Source organism: Pseudovibrio sp. SCP20, assembly GCF_057774105.1.
Genome location: NZ_JBYMDH010000005.1, coordinates 161,195 through 184,518, shown reverse-complemented (window position 1 = coordinate 184,518; position 23,324 = coordinate 161,195). Strand labels below are relative to the sequence as shown.

The 23,324-nt window shown below is 52.9% G+C and carries 26 protein-coding genes; 12 read left to right on the top strand and 14 right to left on the bottom strand.

The window, feature by feature from the left end; genetic code table 11:
- Positions 1-441: 441 nt before the first annotated feature.
- The 5 genes from AC3CB2_RS19045 to AC3CB2_RS19025 all read right to left on the bottom strand — a co-directional run bounded on the left by AC3CB2_RS19045 (position 442) and on the right by AC3CB2_RS19025 (position 4,974).
- Positions 442-1,335, bottom strand: coding sequence for a sugar kinase (locus tag AC3CB2_RS19045; RefSeq protein WP_014284785.1), 894 nt, complete (start codon positions 1,333-1,335; stop codon positions 442-444).
- A 57-nt stretch (positions 1,336-1,392) separates the two neighbouring features.
- Positions 1,393-2,463, bottom strand: coding sequence for a class II fructose-bisphosphate aldolase (gene fbaA, locus AC3CB2_RS19040; protein ID WP_008549066.1), 1,071 nt, complete (start codon positions 2,461-2,463; stop codon positions 1,393-1,395).
- A 587-nt stretch (positions 2,464-3,050) separates the two neighbouring features.
- Positions 3,051-3,818 carry a hypothetical protein gene (locus AC3CB2_RS19035; RefSeq protein ID WP_352935693.1) on the bottom strand — a complete coding sequence of 256 codons (768 nt, stop codon included), beginning with the start codon at positions 3,816-3,818 and terminating at the stop codon, positions 3,051-3,053.
- Between the two features lie 11 nt (positions 3,819-3,829).
- The gene (locus AC3CB2_RS19030; protein ID WP_352935696.1) at positions 3,830-4,555 is read right to left on the bottom strand and encodes a HupE/UreJ family protein; all 726 of its coding nucleotides are present in this window, start codon (positions 4,553-4,555) and stop codon (positions 3,830-3,832) included.
- 32 nt (positions 4,556-4,587) lie between these two features.
- The gene (locus AC3CB2_RS19025) at positions 4,588-4,974 is read right to left on the bottom strand and encodes a hypothetical protein (RefSeq protein WP_352935699.1); all 387 of its coding nucleotides are present in this window, start codon (positions 4,972-4,974) and stop codon (positions 4,588-4,590) included.
- Positions 4,975-5,152: 178 nt separating this feature from the next.
- On the opposite strand from AC3CB2_RS19025, the gene AC3CB2_RS19020 reads away from it, so the two are divergent.
- The 4 genes from AC3CB2_RS19020 (at position 5,153) to betC (ending at position 8,912) form a co-directional block, all read left to right on the top strand.
- A complete protein-coding gene (locus AC3CB2_RS19020; protein WP_352935702.1) occupies positions 5,153-5,701 on the top strand; it encodes an RNA 2'-phosphotransferase in 549 nt (182 codons plus the stop codon).
- 202 nt (positions 5,702-5,903) lie between these two features.
- Positions 5,904-6,269 (top strand): VOC family protein, encoded by a 366-nt coding sequence (locus AC3CB2_RS19015; protein ID WP_352935704.1) that lies wholly within the window; start codon positions 5,904-5,906, stop codon positions 6,267-6,269.
- A gap of 23 nt (positions 6,270-6,292) precedes the next feature.
- On the top strand, positions 6,293-7,219 hold the full coding sequence (locus tag AC3CB2_RS19010) for an oxidoreductase (protein WP_352935706.1): 927 nt from the start codon (positions 6,293-6,295) through the stop codon (positions 7,217-7,219).
- A 184-nt stretch (positions 7,220-7,403) separates the two neighbouring features.
- Positions 7,404-8,912 carry a choline-sulfatase gene (gene betC, locus AC3CB2_RS19005; protein ID WP_352935708.1) on the top strand — a complete coding sequence of 503 codons (1,509 nt, stop codon included), beginning with the start codon at positions 7,404-7,406 and terminating at the stop codon, positions 8,910-8,912.
- A gap of 9 nt (positions 8,913-8,921) precedes the next feature.
- Here the strand turns inward: betC and AC3CB2_RS19000 are convergent, their stop codons facing one another.
- Positions 8,922-9,818 carry a LysR family transcriptional regulator gene (locus tag AC3CB2_RS19000; protein WP_352935710.1) on the bottom strand — a complete coding sequence of 299 codons (897 nt, stop codon included), beginning with the start codon at positions 9,816-9,818 and terminating at the stop codon, positions 8,922-8,924.
- Between the two features lie 77 nt (positions 9,819-9,895).
- On the opposite strand from AC3CB2_RS19000, the gene AC3CB2_RS18995 reads away from it, so the two are divergent.
- A complete protein-coding gene (locus AC3CB2_RS18995) occupies positions 9,896-10,822 on the top strand; it encodes a nucleoside hydrolase (RefSeq protein WP_352935712.1) in 927 nt (308 codons plus the stop codon).
- A complete protein-coding gene (gene add, locus AC3CB2_RS18990; RefSeq protein WP_352935714.1) occupies positions 10,819-11,823 on the top strand; it encodes an adenosine deaminase in 1,005 nt (334 codons plus the stop codon). Before AC3CB2_RS18995 ends, add begins: the two co-directional genes overlap by 4 nt.
- Positions 11,824-11,832: 9 nt before the next feature.
- On the opposite strand, the gene AC3CB2_RS18985 is transcribed toward add, so the two are convergent.
- Positions 11,833-13,017: an MFS transporter gene (locus tag AC3CB2_RS18985; protein WP_352935716.1), complete on the bottom strand. Its 1,185-nt coding sequence runs from the start codon at positions 13,015-13,017 to the stop codon at positions 11,833-11,835.
- A 216-nt stretch (positions 13,018-13,233) separates the two neighbouring features.
- Here AC3CB2_RS18985 and AC3CB2_RS18980 point away from each other — a divergent pair, with 216 nt between their 5' ends.
- Positions 13,234-14,142 (top strand): EamA family transporter, encoded by a 909-nt coding sequence (locus AC3CB2_RS18980; protein ID WP_352935719.1) that lies wholly within the window; start codon positions 13,234-13,236, stop codon positions 14,140-14,142.
- Positions 14,143-14,144: 2 nt separating this feature from the next.
- On the opposite strand, the gene AC3CB2_RS18975 is transcribed toward AC3CB2_RS18980, so the two are convergent.
- Positions 14,145-15,110 (bottom strand): D-2-hydroxyacid dehydrogenase, encoded by a 966-nt coding sequence (locus AC3CB2_RS18975; protein ID WP_352935721.1) that lies wholly within the window; start codon positions 15,108-15,110, stop codon positions 14,145-14,147.
- 4 nt (positions 15,111-15,114) lie between these two features.
- Positions 15,115-15,504, bottom strand: coding sequence for a winged helix-turn-helix transcriptional regulator (locus AC3CB2_RS18970; protein WP_014284797.1), 390 nt, complete (start codon positions 15,502-15,504; stop codon positions 15,115-15,117).
- A gap of 235 nt (positions 15,505-15,739) precedes the next feature.
- Between AC3CB2_RS18970 and AC3CB2_RS18965 the strand changes: the two genes are divergently transcribed.
- Complete coding sequence (locus AC3CB2_RS18965) at positions 15,740-16,303, top strand: histidine phosphatase family protein (RefSeq protein ID WP_352935723.1); 564 nt, start codon at positions 15,740-15,742, stop codon at positions 16,301-16,303.
- An 11-nt stretch (positions 16,304-16,314) separates the two neighbouring features.
- Here AC3CB2_RS18965 and AC3CB2_RS18960 read toward each other — a convergent pair whose 3' ends face one another.
- From AC3CB2_RS18960 to AC3CB2_RS18950, 3 genes are all read right to left on the bottom strand, one after another.
- Positions 16,315-17,163: an NAD-dependent epimerase/dehydratase family protein gene (locus AC3CB2_RS18960; protein ID WP_352935726.1), complete on the bottom strand. Its 849-nt coding sequence runs from the start codon at positions 17,161-17,163 to the stop codon at positions 16,315-16,317.
- A gap of 17 nt (positions 17,164-17,180) precedes the next feature.
- Positions 17,181-17,618 (bottom strand): DMT family transporter, encoded by a 438-nt coding sequence (locus tag AC3CB2_RS18955; protein WP_352935729.1) that lies wholly within the window; start codon positions 17,616-17,618, stop codon positions 17,181-17,183.
- 94 nt (positions 17,619-17,712) lie between these two features.
- Positions 17,713-18,531 (bottom strand): TerC family protein, encoded by an 819-nt coding sequence (locus AC3CB2_RS18950; protein WP_054783753.1) that lies wholly within the window; start codon positions 18,529-18,531, stop codon positions 17,713-17,715.
- A gap of 312 nt (positions 18,532-18,843) precedes the next feature.
- Between AC3CB2_RS18950 and AC3CB2_RS18945 the strand changes: the two genes are divergently transcribed.
- The 3 genes from AC3CB2_RS18945 to AC3CB2_RS18935 all read left to right on the top strand — a co-directional run bounded on the left by AC3CB2_RS18945 (position 18,844) and on the right by AC3CB2_RS18935 (position 20,684).
- A complete protein-coding gene (locus AC3CB2_RS18945) occupies positions 18,844-19,389 on the top strand; it encodes a Crp/Fnr family transcriptional regulator (RefSeq protein WP_352935733.1) in 546 nt (181 codons plus the stop codon).
- A 66-nt stretch (positions 19,390-19,455) separates the two neighbouring features.
- Positions 19,456-20,070: an NAD(P)H-dependent oxidoreductase gene (locus tag AC3CB2_RS18940; RefSeq protein ID WP_008548915.1), complete on the top strand. Its 615-nt coding sequence runs from the start codon at positions 19,456-19,458 to the stop codon at positions 20,068-20,070.
- Positions 20,071-20,183: 113 nt separating this feature from the next.
- On the top strand, positions 20,184-20,684 hold the full coding sequence (locus AC3CB2_RS18935; protein WP_352935737.1) for a P-loop nucleotide/nucleoside kinase family protein: 501 nt from the start codon (positions 20,184-20,186) through the stop codon (positions 20,682-20,684).
- Between the two features lie 77 nt (positions 20,685-20,761).
- Here AC3CB2_RS18935 and AC3CB2_RS18930 read toward each other — a convergent pair whose 3' ends face one another.
- Positions 20,762-21,379: a flavodoxin family protein gene (locus tag AC3CB2_RS18930; RefSeq protein ID WP_352935740.1), complete on the bottom strand. Its 618-nt coding sequence runs from the start codon at positions 21,377-21,379 to the stop codon at positions 20,762-20,764.
- Between the two features lie 99 nt (positions 21,380-21,478).
- On the opposite strand from AC3CB2_RS18930, the gene AC3CB2_RS18925 reads away from it, so the two are divergent.
- The gene (locus AC3CB2_RS18925; RefSeq protein ID WP_352935742.1) at positions 21,479-22,381 is read left to right on the top strand and encodes a LysR family transcriptional regulator; all 903 of its coding nucleotides are present in this window, start codon (positions 21,479-21,481) and stop codon (positions 22,379-22,381) included.
- Here the strand turns inward: AC3CB2_RS18925 and AC3CB2_RS18920 are convergent.
- Positions 22,378-23,322 carry an AraC family transcriptional regulator gene (locus AC3CB2_RS18920; protein WP_352935744.1) on the bottom strand — a complete coding sequence of 315 codons (945 nt, stop codon included), beginning with the start codon at positions 23,320-23,322 and terminating at the stop codon, positions 22,378-22,380. The two genes, AC3CB2_RS18925 and AC3CB2_RS18920, sit on opposite strands and share 4 nt — an antisense overlap.
- Between the last annotated feature and the right edge of the window lie 2 nt (positions 23,323-23,324).

Genomic DNA, 23,324 nt, shown 5'->3' with positions numbered 1-23,324 from the left:
AATTTGTGTTCGTGTGAAAGAAACCTGTGATCAGCTGGCTTCATCATGTGCTTACTTATATTCTCAGGATCTGGCGAAGAATATTAGTGAAACAAAGCCAATATTATTTAGGGCTATTGTATTTAAGGAATAAGAAGCTAGAGATTTCCTGAATCTCAGTGGTGTCATCTTGAGGGAAATCTATGCTTTCAAAGACTTTCCATCGTTTATGGTCCGCCTGAATCGAGGGGGTATAGCTGACAGTAGGTGGTTTGGAATAACGCTGCTCAGCAAAAGCACGTGCGAGAAAATAAAAACCCCGCCTCATGGAGAGACGGGGCTTTTTGAGTGTGCGAGCGCCACATGAACATGTGCCCGATGTGGGGCCTATTATTGTTATTGTTCGTTCTTATTGTTTTTATTTGGCTCTAAATGGCTTCACCAATGGCAAAGCCGCTTAGATTAGTCGCCCGCAGGAAAGTTTTTCTGCACGTTGTCCAGATCAAGGACGGTCGGCAGAGAGGCCTCGTTGCCGAGGAACTGAATGGCGTGTGCAGAAGCCGCACGAGCCAGTTTGAAATGGTCTTCCCAGGTGCCTTGAGGATCTGCCAGATAGCCGTACACATAAGCGCCGTGGAAGGTATCACCTGCACCGTTGGTGTCGAGGACGCGTTCCTTTGGAACTTTCAGAGCAGGCAAGCGCTTGATTGGGCACTTGTCTTCGTACCACAGCAGGCCTTCTTCACCCTGTGTAACACCACCCACCTTCACACCTTTGGCACGCAGGTACTCAAGGGTGTCTTCTGGTGATTTGCCGAGCTGCTCGCAGAACAGTTCGGAGACGATCGCTACATCAATGTAGTCGAGCAGCTCTTCGGTGTTCTCACGAACGGCACCACCATCCAGAGAGGTGAGGATACCGTGCTTACGGCATAGCTTTGCGTAGTGCAGAGCAGCATGTGGGATGTGACCATCCACGTGCAATGCCTGACAGCCAGCAAGGTTCAGTTCAGGGAACGGATGCAGGAAGTCGTTGTCACGGCAGCGTACGATGGCACGTTTGCCGTCCTTTGGCATGATGAAGGAAAGGGAACTTTCCTTCACTTTAGCACCGTGGATCGGAATGGAATACTTGGCTGCCATGTCACGGAACATGCGTGACAGCCAATCATCTGCCATGGAGCACAGCAGATCTGGGGCGATGCCCAGTTTTGCGCAGACGAAGGCTGCAGTTACAGCGTTGCCACCAAAGCTGACAGCGTAATCCTGCGCAATTGCCTTTTCATCACCTTCTGGCATGGTTTCTGACAAAAAGGTCACGTCAATATAGGACTGGCCAATAAATAGCGCTTTCATCCTGTACTCCATTAAAGTCCGGGCCACACCCCCAACGTGTGGCCGGAGAGGTCATTCTTACTGCGCCAGAGATTTACCAGCGCTGCGAAGGTCGTCAAAGGCTTCTGTCAAACGAGTGATGATGCCTTGTTCACCTTCCCGCAGCAATTTGCGCGGATCGTAGACCTTCTTATAAGGTGTGCCGGTCTCTGGGTCGATCTGGTGTTTGAACGCATTTGGCGTTTCGAACACATAAGCGCCCGCTTTTTCAGAGAACGCGAACTGAGTGTCGGTGTCGATGTTCATTTTGAACACGCCATAGCCGAGGCTTTCCGCGATTTTCTCTTTTTCAGAGCCGGAACCACCGTGGAACACGAGTGGCAGTGGGTTTTCACCCAGGTTGTGGGTTTCGCGAACCAGTTTCTGGCTTTCACGAAGAATCTCAGGGCGCAGCTTCACGTTGCCTGGCTTGTAAACGCCGTGCACGTTGCCGAAGGAAGCAGCCACAGAGAAGTGACCCAGTGGGTTGAGGCGGTCGTACGCTTCCAGCACATCTTCTGGCTGGGTGTACAGTTTCGGGTTGTCTGCTCCGATGTCTTCATCAGAACCAACGCCGTCTTCTTCACCACCGGTGCAGCCCAGTTCAATCTCAAGGCTCATCTGCAGTGGAGCCATGCGCTTCAGCAGGCGCTCACTTTCAGACAGGTTGTGTTCCAGAGTTTCCTCTGAAAGGTCCAGCATGTGAGAAGTAAAGAGTGGACGGCCATTTGCACGGAAGTAGTCTTCACCGTGCGAGATAAGCGCTTCCAGCCAAGGCACCAGTTTACGGTTTGCATGGTCTGTGTGCAGAACAACGCAAACACCGTAGTGTTTTGCCAGCAGGTGCACGTGTTGGGCTGCAGATACTGCGCCAAGAACACGGGCCTGGAAGCTATCCGGCATGCCTGCACCAGCGTAGAACTGTGCGCCGCCGTTTGAGAGCTGTACGATTACGTCGGATTTGTTGGCTGCCGCAGCTTCGAGCACTGCGTTGATTGAGTTGGTGCCAACTACGTTTACTGCTGGAAGAGCGTACTGCCCTTCGCGTGCTGCCTGAATGAGGGTTTTGTATTCTTCGCCAAAAATGACGCCTGGACGCAGCTTCGTCACCTTAAAGGTCTCCCGATCGCATGTTGAGTGAGTAAAAAGCGAAGCCCGGGAGGAGGGAACGCTGCAATATAACAGCTGGGAACGAGCTTCGCTTTTACTCATGTGGTTCGGTTGTTACGCACCAGCTAAAAGGGGGTATAGCTGGCTGTAAGGCCCCGAATGAGGCTTGCCGAGGGTGGCGGCAAACCTTGCAGGTGAAAAACTTTTCACCGGGTGCAAAAAGATTTGACTGGAAAGTGCATCGAAACGCGTTGGAATGAAATAAGTAGGAATACGTATATGATGCAGGCGCATATCTGCGTGATTTGAGGAGATTATAACGATTTAAAATCCGCTCATATGACAAATCACAAAATGACTGAGGGGAATGTGCGGGTTAGTTGCAATATTATTTGTACCAAAGCGCTTTGGCGACACATATATCAGTATTACCTCGAGTAATAGGTATTGAACCCCATGACAGATTGTCGCCGAATATTGTGCGCTTTGGGGGAAAACCCGGGTGATTTTTCAGTTTCTCAGGCATTTTGCCGGAGCACTACAGAAAAACCACCCGAATTGACGATTAGGTCAACTTGGTGAGTCGCTTACTTTACTCGTTTGAACGACTCATATTCTCCACGTGTTTGCAGAGATAAAGTGACAGGGCTGTTAGTTCTGTTGCGCCAGAACCAACCATGGTTGCCATCAAATGCAGCTGTGAGCTCTCCCTCATCCTGCGGCACACCACGACCTTTCACGTAGGATATGGAGCGACCGCCTCCGTCACCGTGGGTGTCGTAATTCAAAACACTGCCGTTGGCGGTCCAGCGATAAGTCGCTGTCTTGCCTGCCTTCATCACCAGCTTGATCTCAATGCCTTGACCCGGCTCCAACTGAACCGTGGCCTGATCGCTTTTGAGTGCAGGCGTTGGGGCTGGAGCCTGAACTACGGGAGCTGTTGCAACTGCCGGAGCCGGAGCTGTTGGCGCGCTTTCGGCTGGATGACGAGTGGTCGATACACGTTCGCGTAGCTGTTGTTTCAGCATCACTTCAGCCAGCTTGCGCTCAATCTCATCCACACGGCTGGTCAGCTCCGGTGAGGTTGCTGCAACAGGTTGATTGATGGCAGAAGGAGCAGAGGCTGTTGTCGCAGCTGCATCGGCGGCGCTTTCTTCTGCCAACTGGGTTTTGATCTCACCCATTTCCGTCAGTCCCAGAACACGGCCCATTCCAGTGGCATCTACACCATACTCGGAGGGCAGGATCACCACGACCAGAATAACCAGTGCGGAAAGAGCGGCGATGATAGTGGAGCGTTTCAGTTGTGCAGAAGATGGTAGATCAGAACGCTTTGGTGGAGTTGTGTTGTACATGGAGCCTCACATTAAAAAGATAGGATGAGGCCCGTGAGCTGGTATCCAACCAGCGCAAAGCCTGCTGTCATCATGGTGGTGTTCAGAGAATAGGCGTAGCGCCAGAAAGTCTGCGTGCGCCGCCAATAGCCCATAACAATGAGAATGCCGCTCAGCGCCAGCAACTGCCCCAGTTCAACGCCCACATTGAAGGCCAGAAGGTTTGGCACCAGTCCATCCGGCGAGATCTCATACTCGAGGATCTTGGTGGACAGGCCAAAGCCATGAAAGAACCCAAAGATTAGCGTGGTGAGGCGGGTGTTCGGTTGATACTTAAACCAGACCCGATAAGCCCCCATGTTATCGAGTGCCTTATAAACCACCGAGAAGCCGATGATCGCGTCGATGATGTAGGCGTTGATGCCGATGTTGAAGTAGACCCCGAGCAGCATCGTTGTGGAGTGGCCGATCGCGAACAGGCTCACATAAATACCGATGTCCTTGGTCTTGTAGAGGAAGAACACGATCCCGAGCAGGAACAGGATGTGATCGTACCCCGTGACCATATGCTTGGCCCCAAGATACATGAAGGGGATGATGTTGATCCCAGAGATCTCTTGAATGTAGCCCTTGTCACCGGTCGCAATGCCGTGGGCCGCCGCAGGCAATGTGAATGTCAGCAGAAGAATGCAGGAAAGCAGCAGAAGACGCGTAAACGTCCACCGCTCAGCGCCTGCGCGCTGAAGATGTAAGTTCATGGAATATCCAACTGTAGTTTATGGGATTGGTGCTACAGAAGGAAAGGACGGGGAGGGCGCTCCAGCCGGGAAGCAAGATCAAACCGCAGGCTTTTGATGGGCAGAGCAGAATGCGTGCCTACTTCAGCGGTGATAACCAGGCGTGTGGAGACAGGTTCAGCGGGTGCTTCATGAGAGTGATCTGCGGAATTATGTCCGTGCAGGTGCCCAGAGATTTGCAGATCATCCTCCAACATATCGTGGCTATGATCCGCATCCTGATCATGCGCGTCTGCCATCATATGTTGCTGATAGGTTGTCTGTGCCAATGCATTCATATCATGCGACGGTGTTGAGCGGCCCATGACTGAAAACACGAGCATCAAAGTGATGCACGTGAGCAGGGCAGTTCTCAGCAATGACACAAGACGAAACGGCATGCAGCAGTCGTTCAACTCTCAAACAATGAATAGCGCTGATTAGTCAGAGGACTATGGCAATAGCATGGACTGAACATGAGAAAAAGACCGGAAAGTTGAGTGGCTTGGAAAACAAACGGTGTTGGGTTAGCTTGCAGCCATTACCTCATATTTATTGCCAGCATGAAGTTATAGAGCCATGTCGAAGAATAAGAAAAACAAGAGCACCGAGATCAGCAAGTTCCTTAGTTTTGTGTTGAGACACAAACCGCAGGAAATTGGACTGCAGCTGGATCCTGAAGGTTGGGCCAGTGTTGCTGAACTCATAGAAAAGGCCAGGCCTCAAGTTGACCTGACACCTGAAGTGATTGAGCAGATCGTGATTGAAAGCGATAAGCAGCGCTTTAAGTTGTCTGATGACAAAACCCGTATTCGCGCCAATCAGGGGCACTCAGTTCAGGTTGATTTGAAACTGAAACCAGTTGCTCCACCAGCAATTCTTTATCACGGCACTACGGAGCGAAACTGGTCTGCTATTTCCGAGCAAGGTTTAAAACCGCAGGCCCGTCATCACGTACATCTTTCCCAAGATACGGAAACCGCCACCAAGGTTGGCCAACGACATGGTAAGCCTATTGTTCTGATCATAAATGCAGAGCAAATGCACCAAAAAGGTATCGAGTTTTTCCAGTCTGATAATGGCGTGTGGCTGACTGAAGCTGTGTTGCCAGAGTTTATCTCGCGGTGAGTTTAGTATTATTATTTATCTCGCAACAGGTTTGCCTGATCTCGCAAATCTGAGCAGCATGCCTCTACATCTTTGAAATTTGTCTGCATAACCCACTGAGAGTGAGTGCGCTAAGATCAGGTGGCTGAACACATATGTAAGTCTCTAACGGCTTAAATGCGCGCACTCTGCTGATGTGTTTTCAAAGTATTGGGCAATAAGAATGATTGGTTATTTGGGTACCAACAACCTTGAGCAGTCTGCCTCATTTTATGATGAGGTGCTTGGCACAGTCGGCGGCAAACGAGTTGCAGAGGCTGATAGATACGTTGCATGGAGCATCTCATCGGATCTCCCCGAATTCATCCTTACAAAAACATATGACGGCGAACCGGCAAATCCGGGCAATGGCAATATGCTGGCATTGTTGCTCGACGACATTGAGAAGGTGCGGCTCATATACTCAAAAGCATTGGAGTTGGGAGCTCATGACGAGGGACAGCCTGCCGAAAGGGCTGCTGGCGGGTTTCGTGCTTACTTTAGAGATCTGGATGGAAACAAGTTTGGTGCCTTCCACTTTCCAGAATGATCTTTGATTAGGAGTAACAGCTCATGAGTTTTTCGCTTGCTGACGTCCCTTCTCAAAAGGGCAAGATTGCCATCATAACCGGGGCTAATGCTGGCTTGGGTTTTGAAAACACGCTCAGGTTCCTGCAAAAGGACATCAAAGTCATCATGGCCTGCCGGAGTGCAGAGAAAGCCCATACGGCCCGAGCCAAGCTCTTTGCGATCGTGCCAAATGCAGATCTGGAATTCTTGCAGCTCGATCTGTCTGATCTTGCGTCAGTAAGGAAGTTTGCGCAGGTCTATCGCTCAAAGTACTCTAAGCTGGATTATCTGGTGAACAATGCGGGCATTATGGTTCCGCCATATTCTAAAACAGTTGATGGCTTCGAAAGCCAGATGGCAGCAAACTATTTCGGCCATTTTCTACTGGTGTCATTACTGTTGGATCTTATGCCGGGCACTCCGGAATCCAGAGTTGTCTCTCTCAGCAGTATGGGGCACCGGCAGGGACAGAAAAGGATCTTCTTTGAAGATCTGCAATGGGAAAAACGCTACTCCAGCTCAGAAGCTTACCAGCAAAGCAAGCTGGCATGCCTCATGTTTGCTAATGAACTTGATCACCCCTTTAAAAAGGCAGGGAAGAAAATACTTTCAGTTGCCGCACATCCGGGGGCAACTTCGGGCACGGATCTTGTGCGGCATATTCCCAAGTTGCTCTATTTCTTCATAAAGCATCTCGTGATGCCTGTGATTTCCCATCGGGTTTCCAGCGGTGTGCAGCCTCAGCTTATGGCAGCTCTTTCACCTTCTGCTCAGGGTGGCGACTATTATGGACCGCAGAAATTTAATGAGATGAAGGGACCTCCCGGACTTGTGAGGAAACTTCCATACTCTGAAGATGAAGTAGTGATGCAAAAGCTCTGGGATATCTCTGTGAAACTCACAGGAGCCGATTATGGTGAGCTTGCGTGAAGAGGCGGCAACTGTTTTGCTCCAGACAAAGCTCTCCCACTCCTCCTGATACCCAACTTGACGAAACGCTCCCTGATCAGGCCTATTACCAGTTCTCGTCGCAGCTCAAAGAGTGTGTGATGCAATAAGAGCGCATGGGTTTAAGTGTGCCGGCAATCTTTCTCAGCAATGCAGCCGGAATCTTATGAGCAAACCGAATATCCTGATCTTCATGGTGGACCAGTTGAATGGAACCCTGTTTCCAGATGGCCCTGCCGAGTGGCTTCACACGCCGAACCTCAGAAAGCTGGCGGCGCGCTCAACCCGCTTCAGGAACGCTTACACTGCTTCTCCACTTTGTGCGCCGGGACGAGCATCGTTCATGTCTGGACAGTTGCCGAGTGCGACCGGCGTTTATGACAATGCGGCTGAGTTTGTCTCATCCTTGCCAACCTATGCGCATCACTTACGCCGTGCCGGATACCAGACCTGTTTGGCAGGTAAGATGCACTTTGTCGGGCCGGACCAGCTGCACGGGTTTGAGGAGCGGCTGACCACTGATGTCTATCCGCCTGACTTCGGCTGGACGCCGGACTATCGCAAGCCAGGTGAGCGGATTGATTGGTGGTATCACAACATGGGATCGGTGACAGGCTCAGGTGTCGCCGAGATTACCAATCAGCTGGAGTATGACGATGAGGTCGCCTATCACGCTAGGCGTAAGGTCTATGATCTGGCCCGAGGCAAGGACGAGCGGCCTTGGTGCCTGACCGTCTCCTTCACGCATCCGCATGATCCATATGTAGCGCGCAAGAAGTATTGGGATCTCTATGAGGACTGTGAGCATCTGTTGCCGCAGGTTCCGGCCATGTCCTATGAAGAGCATGACAGCCATTCAAAGCGGATCTTCGATGCCAACGACTGGCGATCCTATGACATAACTGAGGAAGACATTCGCCGGTCACGCCGGGCTTACTTCGCCAACATCTCCTATATTGATGACAAGATCGGTGAGTTGATGACCGCGTTGGAAAGCACGCGGCAGGAGGCAATCATTCTGTTTGTCTCTGACCATGGTGACATGCTGGGTGAGCGTGGGTTGTGGTTCAAAATGTCCTTCTTTGAAGGCTCATCCCGTGTGCCCTTGATGATCAGCGCACCTCAGATGCAGCCGGGCCTGATCTCCACGCCTGTTAGCAACATCGATGTATGCCCGACCCTTTGTGATCTGGCAGGGATCAGCATGGTGGAGGTGATGCCGTGGACGACTGGAGAAACTCTGGTTGGGCTCGGCCATGGGAGACAGCGGACCTCTCCTGTAGCCATGGAGTACGCGGCTGAAGCGTCTTATGCGCCCATGGTTTCTCTGCGCGAAGGCCGCTGGAAGTTCAACAAATGCTTGCTGGATGAAGACCTGTTGTTTGATCTGGAATCCGACCCGCACGAACTGCACAATCTGGCACAAGATCCCGAATACCAAGAGATTGCAGAAGCACTCCGAAAGAAGATCGCAGAGCGCTGGGATCTGGAACGCTTCGATGCCGACGTCCGCGCCAGTCAGGCCCGCCGATGGGTGGTCTATGAAGCTCTGCGCGAAGGTGGCTACTACCCTTGGGACTACCAACCCCTCCAAAAAGCCTCCGAACGCTACATGCGCAACCACATGGACCTGAACATACTGGAAGAAACACAGCGCTTCCCACGTGGGGAGTAGGCGAAGGCGTTAGCCTTGCGCAAACATCCCCTTCAGCACCTCACTGACACGTTGGAAGTCCGGGTCTAGGTCCGTTTCCAGTGGGGCGATGGTGAAGTAAGTACCTTTGCGTTTTTGGAAGCCGAAGGGTGCCCAGAGGCGGTGGTTTTTTATGGCTTCTGTCACAAGAGGGCGCGGGGCAATGGTTGGACCAAGGCCAGCTTCTGCACCCTGAAGGACGAGGTACATCTCGTCGAAATACGTAGTGTTGGCCGCGGGTGTGAGCGTCGAGCCGCTTTCAGCTACCCAGTTTTCCCAGATATGAGGGCGGTCCTTAGGGATCAGGCGATTGTAATTGGTGAGCGTTGCGGCAGGGTTCGGGCTGTCTAATGAAAGCAACAGTGGAGAGATTATCAATCCAAACTCTTCATCGGCCAATTTGAAGACTGTATTTGGTACATCCGGCAGCTCTTCAACTCGTAGGCTGAGGGAGTAAGAGGCGTCCACTGCGCCACGGTGGGTATCGTCGGCTACAAACTGTAATGGCCTGTCGCCGAGTACCTCCTGAATGAGGTGTGCGTTTGGAATGATCACGCGCAGCAAGCTGGTGGACGGAGCCGCCAGAACGAAGGGTTTGCTTGAAAGATCATGAGAAATGCTCTGCTCCGCCTGACGTAACAGCGCGAATGCACTTCGGGTTTCCTGAAACAGCTTTTCTCCGGCTGGAGTTGGCACGTTTCTGCGAGCAACACGGGTGAACAGTTTTGCGCCCAGCTCGGCTTCCAGCGCCTTGATGTGTTTGCTGACGGCACCCTCTGTCACGCACAGCTCATCGGCTGCCGCAGCTATGTTTCCGCACCTGACCGTTGCTTCAAATGCACGGAGAGAGGGCAGGCGTCCAAGTAAATTGACTTTCCTATTGCTCAAGTCAGAATCCTAAAAAATCGATTATCAGGCATATTATAGCAGCCTAATACTCAACTCATAAAGAGTAGGAGGCGAATTTGAATAAGCTCTGGATCGACACGGATACAGCATCTGATGATGCTGTTGCGCTGATGATTGCCCTGTCGCTGGCGCCAGAACGGGTGGCCGGTATCAGTACTGTGGCTGGCAACGTGCCGGTGCATCTGTCTTCTCGCAATGCTGCTTACACTGCCCGGCTTTGTGAGTTTGAGACTCTGATCCACGAGGGCGCTGCAAGCCCGTTGTGCCGCACGCTGGAAACGGCGCAGCATATCCATGGTGAGGATGGCATGGGGGATATCGGGCTGGATTTAGGCAGCGCCGACCTTTCCGGCATCCCAGCAGCCGTCGCTTTGGTGGAAGCTGCGCGCCAACATAAAGGGGAGTTGGAGGTGGTCACTCTTGGCCCGCTTACCAACATTGCTTTGGCGTTGAAACTAGACCCAAACTTTGCCAGCAATATCGCCAAAATGACGATCATGGGCGGCACCAGTGATTGCTATGGCAACGTGACGCCGGTTTCTGAGTTCAACATCTGGGCTGATCCTGAAGCGGCGGATGTAGTCTTTCGCTCTGCTATTCCCAAAGTGATGGTGGGGTGGGACATCTCCCGCAAGTACGCTGGGATCTCAAACACTGATGCTGAGGAACTGCTGGCTATCGGAACCTCCAAAGCAAAGGTCTCTGTGAACTCACAAAAAGTATTGCGCGAGTTCTGTAGCTCAACCTCGGGCGTTGATGGGTTTGATTTGCCGGACCCGATCACCATGGCAGCGGCATTGAACTCTTCTGTGATTACTGAGGTGAGGCCTTACGCTGTCAACGTTGTGTGTGGGGAGGGCCCGTCGCGTGGCCTGACGATCCTCAAAGACAGGCATTGCAATGATGAGCCAAAAACGACGCAAGTAGCGTTGACCGCTGACAGAACCATTTTCTGGCAAATGCTGCAGGAGGCTTTGAAATGACAAACACGTTGCATTCAATGCCGAAGGTGGAGTTGCACACGCATATCGATTGCAGTCTCGACTTCAAGACCGCCTCACTCTTGCGGCCGGGCATGAGCCTTACTGAGTATAAAGAAACATTTGTTGCGCCTGAAAAGTGCAAGGATCTGGTGCAGTTTCTGCAGTGTGTCGATCCAGCTTTGGCACTGATGCAAACCAGACTGGCATTGCAGGTGAGTGCGGATGGTTTGATCCGCCAACTTGCAGCAGACAACGTGCTTTATGCAGAGATCCGCTTCGCCCCACACCTGCACACTCGAAATGGTCTGCGGCCTGAAGAGGTGGTGGAAACCTTACTTGCTCAGATGTTTGAGAGCAGTGAGCGGGAGGGCATCTATTGCCGACTGATCCTGTGCACGCTGCGCCATTTCAGCAAAGAGCAAAGCTATGAGGTGGCAGATCTTGTCGCCCGCTATCAAACGCAAGGTGTTGTCGCGTTGGATCTGGCAGCTGATGAAGCCAACTTTCCATTAGATGAGCACATTGCTGCGTTCCGACGAGCCAACACGCTTGGCCTCAACACCATCGCCCATGCTGGTGAAGCGCGCGGTGCTGGCAGCGTTTTGGAGACACTGGAGAATCTCGGAGTCAGCCGTATCGGCCACGGCGTGCGTTCAGTGGAAGACCCACGCGTGCTGGAGAGGGTGGTGAAAGATAGCATACATCTGGAAGTCTGCCCGACTTGTAATATTCAGACGGATATTTTCTCAGAACTGAAAGCCCACAGTCTGGTGCAGTTGAAACAAGCTGGTGTGAAGTTCAGCCTCAACACAGATGCTCGCGCCACGACGGGTGTATCCCTGACGGAAGAATATGAGCGCGTTGCACGCACCTTCGACTGGACTGAACAAGACCTACTTACAAGTTCGCGAATGGCTCTCGACGCAAGCTTTGCTCCGGATGATATCAAACAAAGCATTCAGGAAAAGCTTGCGGTTTTCGAGGCAACACCAGTTGAGTGAGGGGATAGCTCACACCTCACTCAGCTCCAGCTTTTGCGTGGAGGCTAGCACGGCATGTACTTGTAACAAAATGAGCCCAAAGCATCCGATCGCGAAAACAAACCAGTAATAGTTTGAGGCTGGGAAACCAACGATCAGCATGGAGAGCAGGAAACCAAACAGGGTGCGCTGGATATACGTCAGGGAGCTGATGACAGAGAGATAACTGCCAAAAATGTCCTTCTCAACCATGCTCATCACATAGGTGTTGAAGGCAACGCGGATAGCGGAACCTGCTGCGCCAAGCAGGGCAGCGCCAATGAAGATGGTCGTGAAGGTTGGAAGCAGACTGATGGTGAGTAGCGTGGCTGTAAAGACGCTCAAACACGCTCGCATAATTGTTAACGCAGATTGAGTTGAGACAAACCGGCTGATGAGAAAGCCGGAGAGGGCGGCTCCCAAGCCATAAGAAATGGAAAGCTGTGCAAGTGCAGAAACATCCAGTTTGAGTACGCCGTTCAGATAGATCGGATGCACGACATTGAGCATCATGACAGACACAAACGAGATGTTGGCACAGACGCCAAGCAGAACAAGATCTTTCCGCTTCAGGATCGTTCGGAACACACGACGTGAGACTCGTGCACGAGCTGGCCTTTCCTGTTTCTTGTAGGGAATGAAGCAGAACATCAGTGCAGATATCACCAGCAGGCCGCTGTTCAGTTGCAGCAGGAACTGGAAGTCGCTGTTCTTTACGGCGTAGATCATCAGAAGGCCCACCACGAATGTGGAGGCCTGCATTTCCACCTGCATCCAGCCATTCACCTTGCCGCGTTCCTGTTCATTGAACACCTCCTGAATGAAGGCAGACAGCGCGTTGTAAAAGAACAGGAAGAAGACCTGAGACGCGAAGTAGAACACGCTCAGACTAGCGATCTTCAGAAACGCATTGCCATAGGTGATTGAGGAAATCTGAAGAACCAAAGCCATCCCCACAATGCACATCATCAACGTGGAGCGACGCGAGAATCTGTCGACTATCCTGCCGGAGATGGGGGCGAGAACGATGAGGATCGCAGTGGCATACGTCGCGGTGAAAGCAAGGACACGCTCACCCCCAAGAGACTCCGAAAGTTCCCAAGGCACAATGGTTAGCGCGATACCCATTGCGATGGATGCGATGAAGTTCGAGAAGGCCAATACGATCAGTTTCATTACAATATCCCCCCGCATTGCAATGGAACATATTTAGAAAGTAAAATCTATCTTTATTTGCCGCGACCTGTGTTAAACACTCAAATGTGATCGGAAAAATTGTTCTATTTTGCTCAATAGAACATGAGTTCGTGAACTGTTCAGCTTCAAGAAACCTATGGAGAGTATAGGCCGGTCTCCTCTATGCTTGGGGAGTGGAGTTGAGGATTTATCAAAATGGAACTTTGGATTCCGATCACGATCGCAGCGGCGTTTAGTCAGAACCTGCGGTCAGCGCTGCAGAAGCATCTGAAAGGCAAAATTGGAACGACCGGCGCGACCTTCATTCGCTTCGGATTCGGCTTTCCGATTGCCGTGCTTTATCTGGCGGTGATCCTCAAACTCACTGGCGAAGCGGTTCCGGCTGTTGGGACGGCCTTCTACTGGGCAGCTGCTTTGGGTGGTCTGGCGCAAATCTTCGGCACGTTTTTGCTGGTGCACCTGTTCTCCTACCGCAACTTTGCAGTCGGTACGGCCTATTCCAAAACGGAGCCGGTTCAGGCGGCGATGTTTGGGTTTATCTTGCTGGGTGAGCAGCTGACACCGCTTGGCATTGGCGCGATTGTGCTTGGCATTATCGGAGTGTTGTTCATCAGCTTTGGTAAGGAGCGCCCGTCAGGTTCTGTGGTTCTGTCTACGTTGATTGGCAAACCGGCCTTGATTGGGTTGGCGTCTGCAGCGTTCTTTGGTGCGTCAGCAGCGTTTTATCGAACCGCCTCGCTCTCTGTTGAAGCTGAGTCTTTCTTGCTGCAGGCAGCGTTTACACTGGTGTGTGTGACGACATTTCAAACTGCGGTCATGGGCAGCTGGATGACGGTAAGCTGTCCGGCAGAGTTGCGGGCCGCTATCAGAAACTGGAAGCTCTCCGGACTTGTAGGATTGGCGGGTATTGCAGGGTCCATCGGTTGGTTCACCGCCATGACATTGCAACAGGTGGCTTACGTGCGCGCACTGGCTCAGATTGAACTGGTCTTCACACTGGCGGCGTCCTGGATGTTCTTCCGCGAAAAGATCACGCCTGTCGAACTCGCAGGCTGTATTCTGGTCTCACTCGGCGGTGTTGGGATTGTTATCGCCGCCAGCTGAACTCAGCTGCCAATGTGTCCAACTGCATTGGTTGGGTTGCCATTCTGGAAGTTCTCCATATGAGAGACCAGCTGATCCCATAGGGTCTGCATAGCTTCTTCGGAAGCCCATGCCACGTGTGGGGTGACGATCACGTTTGGCCGGTCCAGAATGCTGAGCAACGGGTTGTCGGCTTGAGGTGGTTCTGTTGTCAGAACGTCGAAGCCAGCTGCTGCGATTTGCTGTTTGTCGAGCGCTTGCACCAATGCGGCTTCATCCACCAGACCACCACGAGAGGTGTTGATCAGGATCGGCTTTTGCTGCATGGCCTCGAACTCTGCGGCTGAGATCATACCGCGGGTTTCTGGCGTTAATGGTGTGTGCAGAGAGATGACATCGCTGGTGGTGATGACCTCTTGCCAATCAGTATAGCCCGGACGAACTTCAGCAGCGCCTTTGCGATCAGCGAACACCACGTCCATGCCCAATGCTTCACCGATGCGTGCTGTGCCTTTGCCCAGTGTGCCAGAGCCGATGATGCCGAGACGGGAGCCTGCCAGATCTTTGATCGGATGATGGAAGAAGCAGAACTTACCGGACTTTTGCCATTCGCCGTTGATCACGTCCTGCCGGTAGCCAACCAGTGAGCGGCGTAGGGCGAAGATCAGCGCGAAGGCGTGTTCTGGCACGGTGTTGACCGCATAGCCACGTACGTTGGAAACAACGATGCCCAGTTCATCACAAGTGGCGATGTCTACCTTGTCGTAGCCAGTCGCAGCAATGCAGACCAGCTTCAGGTCTGGCAATTGCTTCAACACATCTGCAGAAAGCGGAACCTTGTTGGTGATGCAAATCTGAACCTCTTGCAGCCGCTCCAGCACCTCATCAGGGGAGGTGTTGTCGTATTCCACCCATTCATGCTCAAAGGATGGTTTGGAGATTTGGACGGTTGGTCCAATAGTGCTGCGGTCCAGAAAAGCAATCTTCATGTAGTTATCCTGAAAATGTTGGAAGCAATGCGTCGAAGATGGAGGACGGCTCTGCGGCTTCATCGCTGTTGCCGTTGCGGGCCTGGCCCCAATCGCTCAGGGCATTGAGCACCGGAATGAGCGACATGCCATCTTTGGTCAGCGAATATTCCACGCGGACCGGCACTTCGGCAAACACCTCACGGCGCACGATGAAGTGCTCTTCCAGCTCTCGCAGAGAGCGAGTGAGCATTCTGTCAGAGGCGCCGGGCATCAGCTTCTTCAACTCGGAAAAACGCTTGGAGCCGGTTACGAGATGGTAGAGCAGGATTGGCTTCCACTTGCCACCGATAATAGCCACTGTGGCGGCGACTGCCTCTACTGAGCCGATGTGAGCTGTACTGTCACTTGTCATTTTTGCTTACACGCTTGTTCGTAGTACTCGTCATGCGGGTATGACGCACGCTTTCAGTTGCTATATCAGGTTTTAATCAAAATCAATTGAAGTTTCATAGAGCTAGAGCCCTATGGGTTAAGACTAGCAGTTAGGCTTGCCCAAGGCTTACGCTTACTGGCTTTGTACTGGACACATCCGGCAGTTGCCGTCACAATCCGTGGCTTCGTCTATTTGATTTGAACTGGGTGATCCTTTGACAAACTATCCGGAACTCTTTGTGCTTCGTCACGGCCAGACAGAATGGAACGTGGCGGGCAAATTTCAGGGGCACCAGAATTCACCGCTCACAGATCTGGGTCGGGAGCAGGCACAGCTGCAAAACAAGCTGCTTTCAGGTATTGATGCGTTGCCCACCAAGGCGTATGTCAGCCCACAGTTGCGCACAGTGCATACCTCTGAAATCGCGCTGAATTCTACCATTGAGAAGAAGCTGGATGACCGGCTGATGGAAATCAACTTCGGTGATTGGGAAGGGCTGACCAAGCAGGAAGTGAAGAGCCGGGTAGGAGAAGACTTCGAAAGCGGCCTCTGGCATTTCGCCAGCCCGCAAGGGGAGAGTTATGAGGCGATCTCAGGTCGCGTGCAGCATTTTCTGGAGGAGCTGACCGGCCCAGCCATCGTGGTCACGCATGGCATCACTTCTATCGTGCTTCGTGGGCTTTATCTGGGCCTTAGTCAACTTGAGTTGCTTCAACTCCCCCGCAAGCAAGGCTGCATCTATCATCTCTCTGAAGGATCTGAGCGGGTACTGGTCTGAGTGAGAGCTCATCAGGCAGAGTTGAGTGTGGCAGCAAAGTCGAAACTGTCGTGCTTACTTTCCCAGTCCAGCACGTGCTTGGCATAGCTGGGGTCGTAGACACGGTCGATTGAGTGGGGCAGTGCCCATCCATGAGACTGAAACAGCTGCACAACCTCTGGCGCTCTGCGGGCGATGACCGCTGGTGCGTTGGTTTTCAGCTCCTGCGTATCCTCGGGGCGAAATGGTGTTTTGCTGGAGATGATGAAGCGATCAAAGTCTTTGCCGTCATCACTGAGAGCTGCCATGTGAGCGGTGGCGACATCGCGTTTGTCGATCCCGCGATACAGCCTGTAAGCCGCCATGAGCGCTGGCTCTTCCGTGAAACAGCGTGACATGCGCAATGCTCTTATCTTGAAGGCAGAGCTGGCTAAAGGTGCCAATCGCTCTTCTGCCTCCTGCTTGGTGCGGTGATAGATTGTGCGGGGTCGAGGAACGGTCTGCTCGGTGATCCAGGCTGCTTCGTTTGCGGGCGTACTCGCATATCCATAAAGCGCTGTGGTGCTGGTGAAGATGAACCGCTCAACTCCCTCGGCACGCGCTGCTCTGGCGAGAGCTACGGTGCTTTCAACGTTGATGCGATGAAACTCGTTCTCTGAGAAAACACCCACATGAGGGGCGTGCAGTGCGGCTGAGTGGATCACCGCGACAGCACCTTGGCAGAGGCGTTGCATGGTGGAGGTATCAGAAATGTCGGCGATGCAGTTCGTGGCAGAACCAGCGATACGGTCTACGCCGATAATGTCGTAAGAGGGACTGAGAGCTGAGGCAATGGCACTCCCTATGCGGCCAGAACTTCCTGTTACGACGACTTTCTGCATTTCTGATGTTCCTTTGTTCAGCGCACCATCAGGTAGGCCCCGGCAATGAGCAGGACTGCGGCGAGCAGGCGGGAGAGATCTATGGAGCGGATGGGCAGGTCAAAAAGGCCGAAGTGGTCAATCACCATGCCAGCAAGCAATTGCCCGACGATGATCAGCAGCACAGCAGAGGTCGCGCCCAGCTTAGGTAGGGTCTGCGTGATGGTGAGGTAGAGGATGAGGCCAAAGACACCGCTGGCCAGCATGTACCACGGGATGGTACGCCACTCGCTGATCTGTTCCCCTTTGCGCACAAACAGCAGCGCAAGCGATGCGATCAAGCCGCCTGCGTGAATGATAACACTGGCCGCCGCGCCGCCAATCCGTTGGCCCATAACGCCGCCCATGGGCGCCTGTACGCCAACGGCGACACCGCCGAGCAGTCCGATAAAGCAAATCGCGAGTAATTCCAGCACAGACAGAGATCCGATTCTTCTTGAGATGAGAGCAGTTGCTCCCTTCTGTATCGGTCTCCATTTGCTCTGCCTATGCAGAAATGCTGATCAAACCCTATAGGTTCGCTAAACTGCCGAAGCGGTTTGCTTGCCTGTTTTCCAGTCGGCCTGGTCTTGAAGGTTTGTTCAGGTACCGAATGTTAGACTTCCGGCGCTCCTGAGCAGCTTTTATCTTCTTGCTCAGCTGAATGTGTATGATCTCCAACAGCAAACCAAAGGCCATCGCAAAGTAGACATAGCCCTTGTTGATGTGGATCTCGAAGCCCTCAGCCATCAGCAGGCCGCCAAGCAGAACCAGGAACAGCAGGGCCAGTGCTTTCAGGCCGGGGTGCTTAGTCACCAGCCGGTTGATCGCACCCGCCATCAGCACCATGAAAACCGCAGAGGCCAGAATAGCCGCAACCATGATGGGCAGGTCATCGGTCAGGCCAACGGCGGTAATCACTGAGTCCATGGAGAACACGGCGTCCATCGCTACGATCTGCAGCAATACAACTGTCAGGCCGTTTGCCAGGTGTGGGGCATGATCGGTCTCAGTCACCAGCAGAAGGTGCTTCAGCTCCGACACGCTCTTGGCCAGCAGAAAGGCACCACCGCCGATCAGGATCAGATCTCGACCACTGATATCAACGGTGCTGACCTGAAACAGCGAGTAGGTGAGCGACATCACCCAGCTGATGGAGAAGACAAGCCCAACACGGGCAAGCACAGCCAGTCCGATACCAAGGTTTCGGGCAATTGCACGTTGATGCACGGGAAGGCGTTCACACAGAACGGAAATGAACACGACGTTGTCGACGCCCAAAATCAGCTCTAGTCCGAACAGGGTGAGAAAGATTAGCCAAACCTCTGGCTCAAGAAGAAGCTCTATCATCGGCAAGGCTCCTGTTGCAGGACCTCACCGGTGCACGGTCGACCACCAGAAGCGTCGTCCATTGTTTTTTGTACCTCGACAAAGGAAGATAGCGATCATGTGCTGGCCCATTGGCTATCACCTATTGCTTCACTCGCCAGCGCCGGACATTTTGACGGAAATCCTATCAGTCATAAATAAGTGTAAATACGTAGTTGGTGACCGTAGAATTTTTGGTAATGAAGACCAGTGGTGAGTCAAACGACTGGCAATCTGCGAGAAGCATCGTTGGAATAGCACTATTCCGATTACGAAAAGACCAATGGAACCAACATGCAAGAGCTGCAGCATAAGTTGATGGAGTACCTGCGCCCGGACGTGACGCGAGTTGAGTTGGGCCGAAAAGCCTCTCTGCTTGATCAGGGGGAGGTGAGCCGGAAACTGCACTTCGTGGAAGCCGGATGCCTGCGCCTCTATTACGTTGATGAGGAAGGCGAAGACGTCACCCTGTTCTTCTTCATGGAAGGGGAAATGGTTGCGTCGTTTGAGAGCTTCCTAAATGCTGAAGCCAGCGAGTTCGGCATTGAAGCGGTGGTGCCGACTGTTGTTCAAGTGGTTGAAAAAGAAAGCGTTTTCAAAGCGCTTGATGAAAATCCAGAGTTCCGCAATCTCACCTTTGATATTCTTATCAGCCGTTTGGCATCCTACCAGCGTCTGTTTCTCAACACGATCAGGTTCAGCCCACAAAAGCGCTATGAGGAGCTGGTAAAGTCCAATCCCAAGCTCTTTGAAACGGTGCCTCAGCACTACATCGCGTCCTATCTGGGTGTCACTCCGGTCTCTCTCAGCCGCATTCGGAAAAAGTATGAAAGGCGTTAACAAAGGATAACGCGGTTTGCTGCTGCTCCAGTCTAGTTTTGCGAAAAAACAAGAGAGGAGCAAAACATGCGCGTCTTAATCGTCTTCAATCACCCTTATGAGGGCAGCTATTGCAATGCAGTGCTCGGCTCCGTCATGAAAGGGCTGCTCAGCAATGATCATGAGGTGGATCTGATCCATCTGGACAAAGATGAGTTTGACCCGGTGATGAGATCGAAAGATCTGAAAGCCTTCGTTTCTGCCAGAACTCAGCCGCAACAATCCGCTGAGTTGCTGGACCCGCAAGTGCAGAACTACAAAGAGCGCCTGCAACGGGCTGAGCATATCATCTTCATCTTCCCAATCTGGTGGGAGCTGATGCCTGCGCTCACCAAAGGGTTCATCGACAAAGTGATCTTTCCCGGCATTGCCTATGATTACAACGAGCACGGTACCCGCATGCTCTGCAAACTCTCTGGCCTGCGTGGTGTGACCATGATTACCACGATGAACACCCCAAGCATCGCCTATCGCCTGATCTTCGGCAACGCGATCAAGAAAGCTCTGCTGACCGGCACTTTCTGGAAGATGGGCGTCAAGAACCGCAACTGGATTAACCTGACTTACGTGAAGTTCTGCAAGGAAAGCAAACGCAAGAAATGGCTCTCTGAGATTCAACGCAGTATGGCCAAACTTGCGTGAGTTTGTCGGAGCCTACCTTGCCCGTTTTCGGGGTGCTATGTCGCATTGTGCAACCTGAGGTGAATCTTGGTATGATGGCCCTATAGTTTTGATTTTATTTTACGGAGGTAATTATGACTGCTCAGGAAACAAAGCTGCTTCTGGTGTGCGGAAAGATTGCCTCTGGTAAATCCACTTTGCTGGCACATCTGGTGAAAGACCACCGTGCAGTGTTGATCAGTGAGGATCACTGGAACGCTACACTCTTTCCCGATGAGCTGAAAACGCTGGAAGATTACGTCAAATATTCCGCCCGCGTACGGCAGGCAATTGGTCCGCACATCGTCAGCTTGCTTCAACATGGGGTTTCTGTTGCGCTGGATTTTCCCGCCAACACAGTGCGCAATCGCAAATGGCTGAAGAGCTTGTTTGAGGCTGCGAATGTGGCCCACGAGTTGCATTATCTCTCCGTACCTGATGAGGTGTGCAAAGAGCGTTTATGGGTGCGCAATGAGGCTGGTGAGCATCAGTTTACAGTGAGCGAAGAGCAGTTTGAGCAATTCACCAAGTACTTTGAAGCGCCAACGGTTGATGAAGGCTTCAATGTGATCCTGCACGACTTTCAGGCTGCCTGATGAGAAGGCCCCTCATCGGGTGAGGGGCCAGTTTGCTAAAGCCGTTTGTGCCAACAGCGACGCTCTCTCTGGGATGCTTAAGCTGTAACTTCCAGTGCTTGCGCAGGTGTGGCTGGTGCCTTGCCCCAGCGCAGGGAAGCTTCAGCAATGCGCTTGCCAAAGGATTCAGCCGTGCGATGGTCAGCGTTTGGCGGCGCCACCTCTGGCCCTTCATCCACGTTGGCCTGTGCCATCATGCCCTGATATGCGCCGAGGCGGTTGATGGAATCTGCGGTGCTGGTGCTGGAGTTGTTGCCCGGCTCATCATTGGCACCCACCCAGACCATGCCATGCTGAGCAGCAAAAACAGACATCTGGATGATGGTGCTCTGCTTGTCACCCGCTGGGGAGGCGGAAACCGTAAAGCCTGCTGCCAGCTTGTTCTGCCATCCGCGGTGCATCCAGATTTGACCGGTGGCATCCATGAACATCTTAAACGGCCCGCTGACAGAGCCCAGATAGGTTGGTGAGCCGAAGATGATCGCGTCTGCGTTGTCCAGAATCGTGAAATTATTATTCAGTCCAGTGACATCCACCAAAACGCCATCCGCGCCTTCAATGGCATTGATGCCGTTTACAACGGATTTTGCCAGTGTCTCGGTGTGACCAAAACCGGAATGATACGCAACAGCGACAGAAACTCTCTTATTCTGCATCTTTTGTTCCTTTGAAATTGAGAGTGTGTGTTCTGCCGAAACATGAGGGGCTGGCTTAATGAATTCAAATGCATTAATTTAATAAGAATCATGCAAAAAATGAATTATTTGGGCCTCGATGGCCGCGCTCTGATGATGTTGAAGTTGATCCATGAAACCGGATCAGTGACGCAGGCTGCCCAGATGATGGGGGTGAACCAGTCCACCGTCAGTCACGGTTTGGAGCGTGTGCGAGGTCTTTTGGGAGACCCGCTGTTCGTCAAGGCTGGTCGCAATGTGGTGCCAACAGAGCGTATGGATGCGCTCATGCCCATGGTCGAGGATCTGCTGCAAACGCTGGCGTTGATTGGTGAGCCATCCACCTTCGATCCGTCCACTGCGACCAACCGTTTCGTGATTGACTGCCGTGACGAAGACCATAATCTGCTGATCCCCTCTGTCATCAAGCGGTTGCGCAAAGAAGCACCCAACGTCACGCTCCGCTGCCGTCTGTCTCATCGTCATGAGGTGGCCTCGCTGGTGGATGGAGAGGCTGACCTGCTGTTCACGCCGCTGCCCCCACCGGACTCCCATGAGTTCGTTGCGCAGACGCTGTTTGATGATGAGTTCGTGGTGTTCTACGACCCCATCACTCGCGATGCCCCTGAGACGCTGGAGAAATATGTTGCCGCTCCACACGCCAACATGCTGGTAACGGCTGATGAGGTGACGTTCATTGACCGTGCTTTGGCTGAGTTGGGCCACAAGCGGCAAACGGTTTACTCCGCCCCCAGCTTCAATGCCCTCGCAGCCACACTGCCGGGCACAGACCTGATCGCTACTATGCCCCGCAAGCTGATCTGCGGTGGCATCAAATCCGGCCTCGCCTCCTGCAAATGCCCGGTGCCCGTCGTCGACGTCGGCATCAGCGCCATCTGGCACATCCGCAACCGCACCTCCCCCGCCCACAAATGGTTCCGCGACCTCGTGGTCTCAGAAGCTCAGGCACGGTTTGGGAGTTAAGTTCTCCCACCAGTCCTCCGAAACGTTCCCGGCCCCATGCCAAAGCGTTTTTTGAAGAGTTTGGAGAAGGAGGGGAGGGAGTTGTAGCCGCAGCGGGTGGCAATTTCTTCGCTGCTGAGGTTGGTGTCTGTCAGCAGGCTGCGGGCGCGCATCAGGCGCCAGTCGCGGACGTACTCCATGGGTGGCTTGCCAACGTGGCGGATGAAGTGGCGGGCAAAGCTGGCCCGCGACATGCCCGCGATCTCTGCCAGATGTGTGACTTGCCAATTCTGCTCCGGCGCACGGTGGATCTCCGTAATGGCGCGGGACAGGGACTTATCTCCCAAGGCTGCAATGAATCCAGCTTGCGCATCTTCGCTGGGGCGGGCGCTGAGTGTTCGCGTGCTTTGAATGACGATGGTCTCAATCAATCGGTTCAGGATCGCGCTGGACCCTTGCCCATTGAAGTTAGCTTCTAGTGCAATGAGTTTGAGTGTTGCAGCCAACCATGGCTCAGACCCTAGATCCTGCAGGCGAAGTCTTAGGGAAGCGGGCAGGCTGGAGAGAATGGGGTGATCCAACTCCTCATCAAACTGGCAGAACCCGCAGAGCAAGGAGGTCGTGTCAGCTCCTTCGCCAACATGCAGGCATCCATCACGCAAGGCGCCGCTAGTGAGGAGTTCACCCAGCCCAACCGACAGCAAAGCGGGGTCTGATTTGATCATCTGCGCCGCACCATTGGGAATCAGAGCTACGTCGCCTTCCTCCAGAAACACTGGTGGCTCACCTTCCATGCAAAGCCAGCAGGAACCGCGCAGGACAAGGTGAAACCGGATGCGCCGTTGCTCCGTGGGAATAGCGATGGAGAAGTCTCCGGCAAAGTGCGTTCTGAAGTAGGTATCACTTGAGATCCGCAGTCCGGTGAAAATCTCCGAGAGGATGTCGTTTCTATTCAGTTCCATGG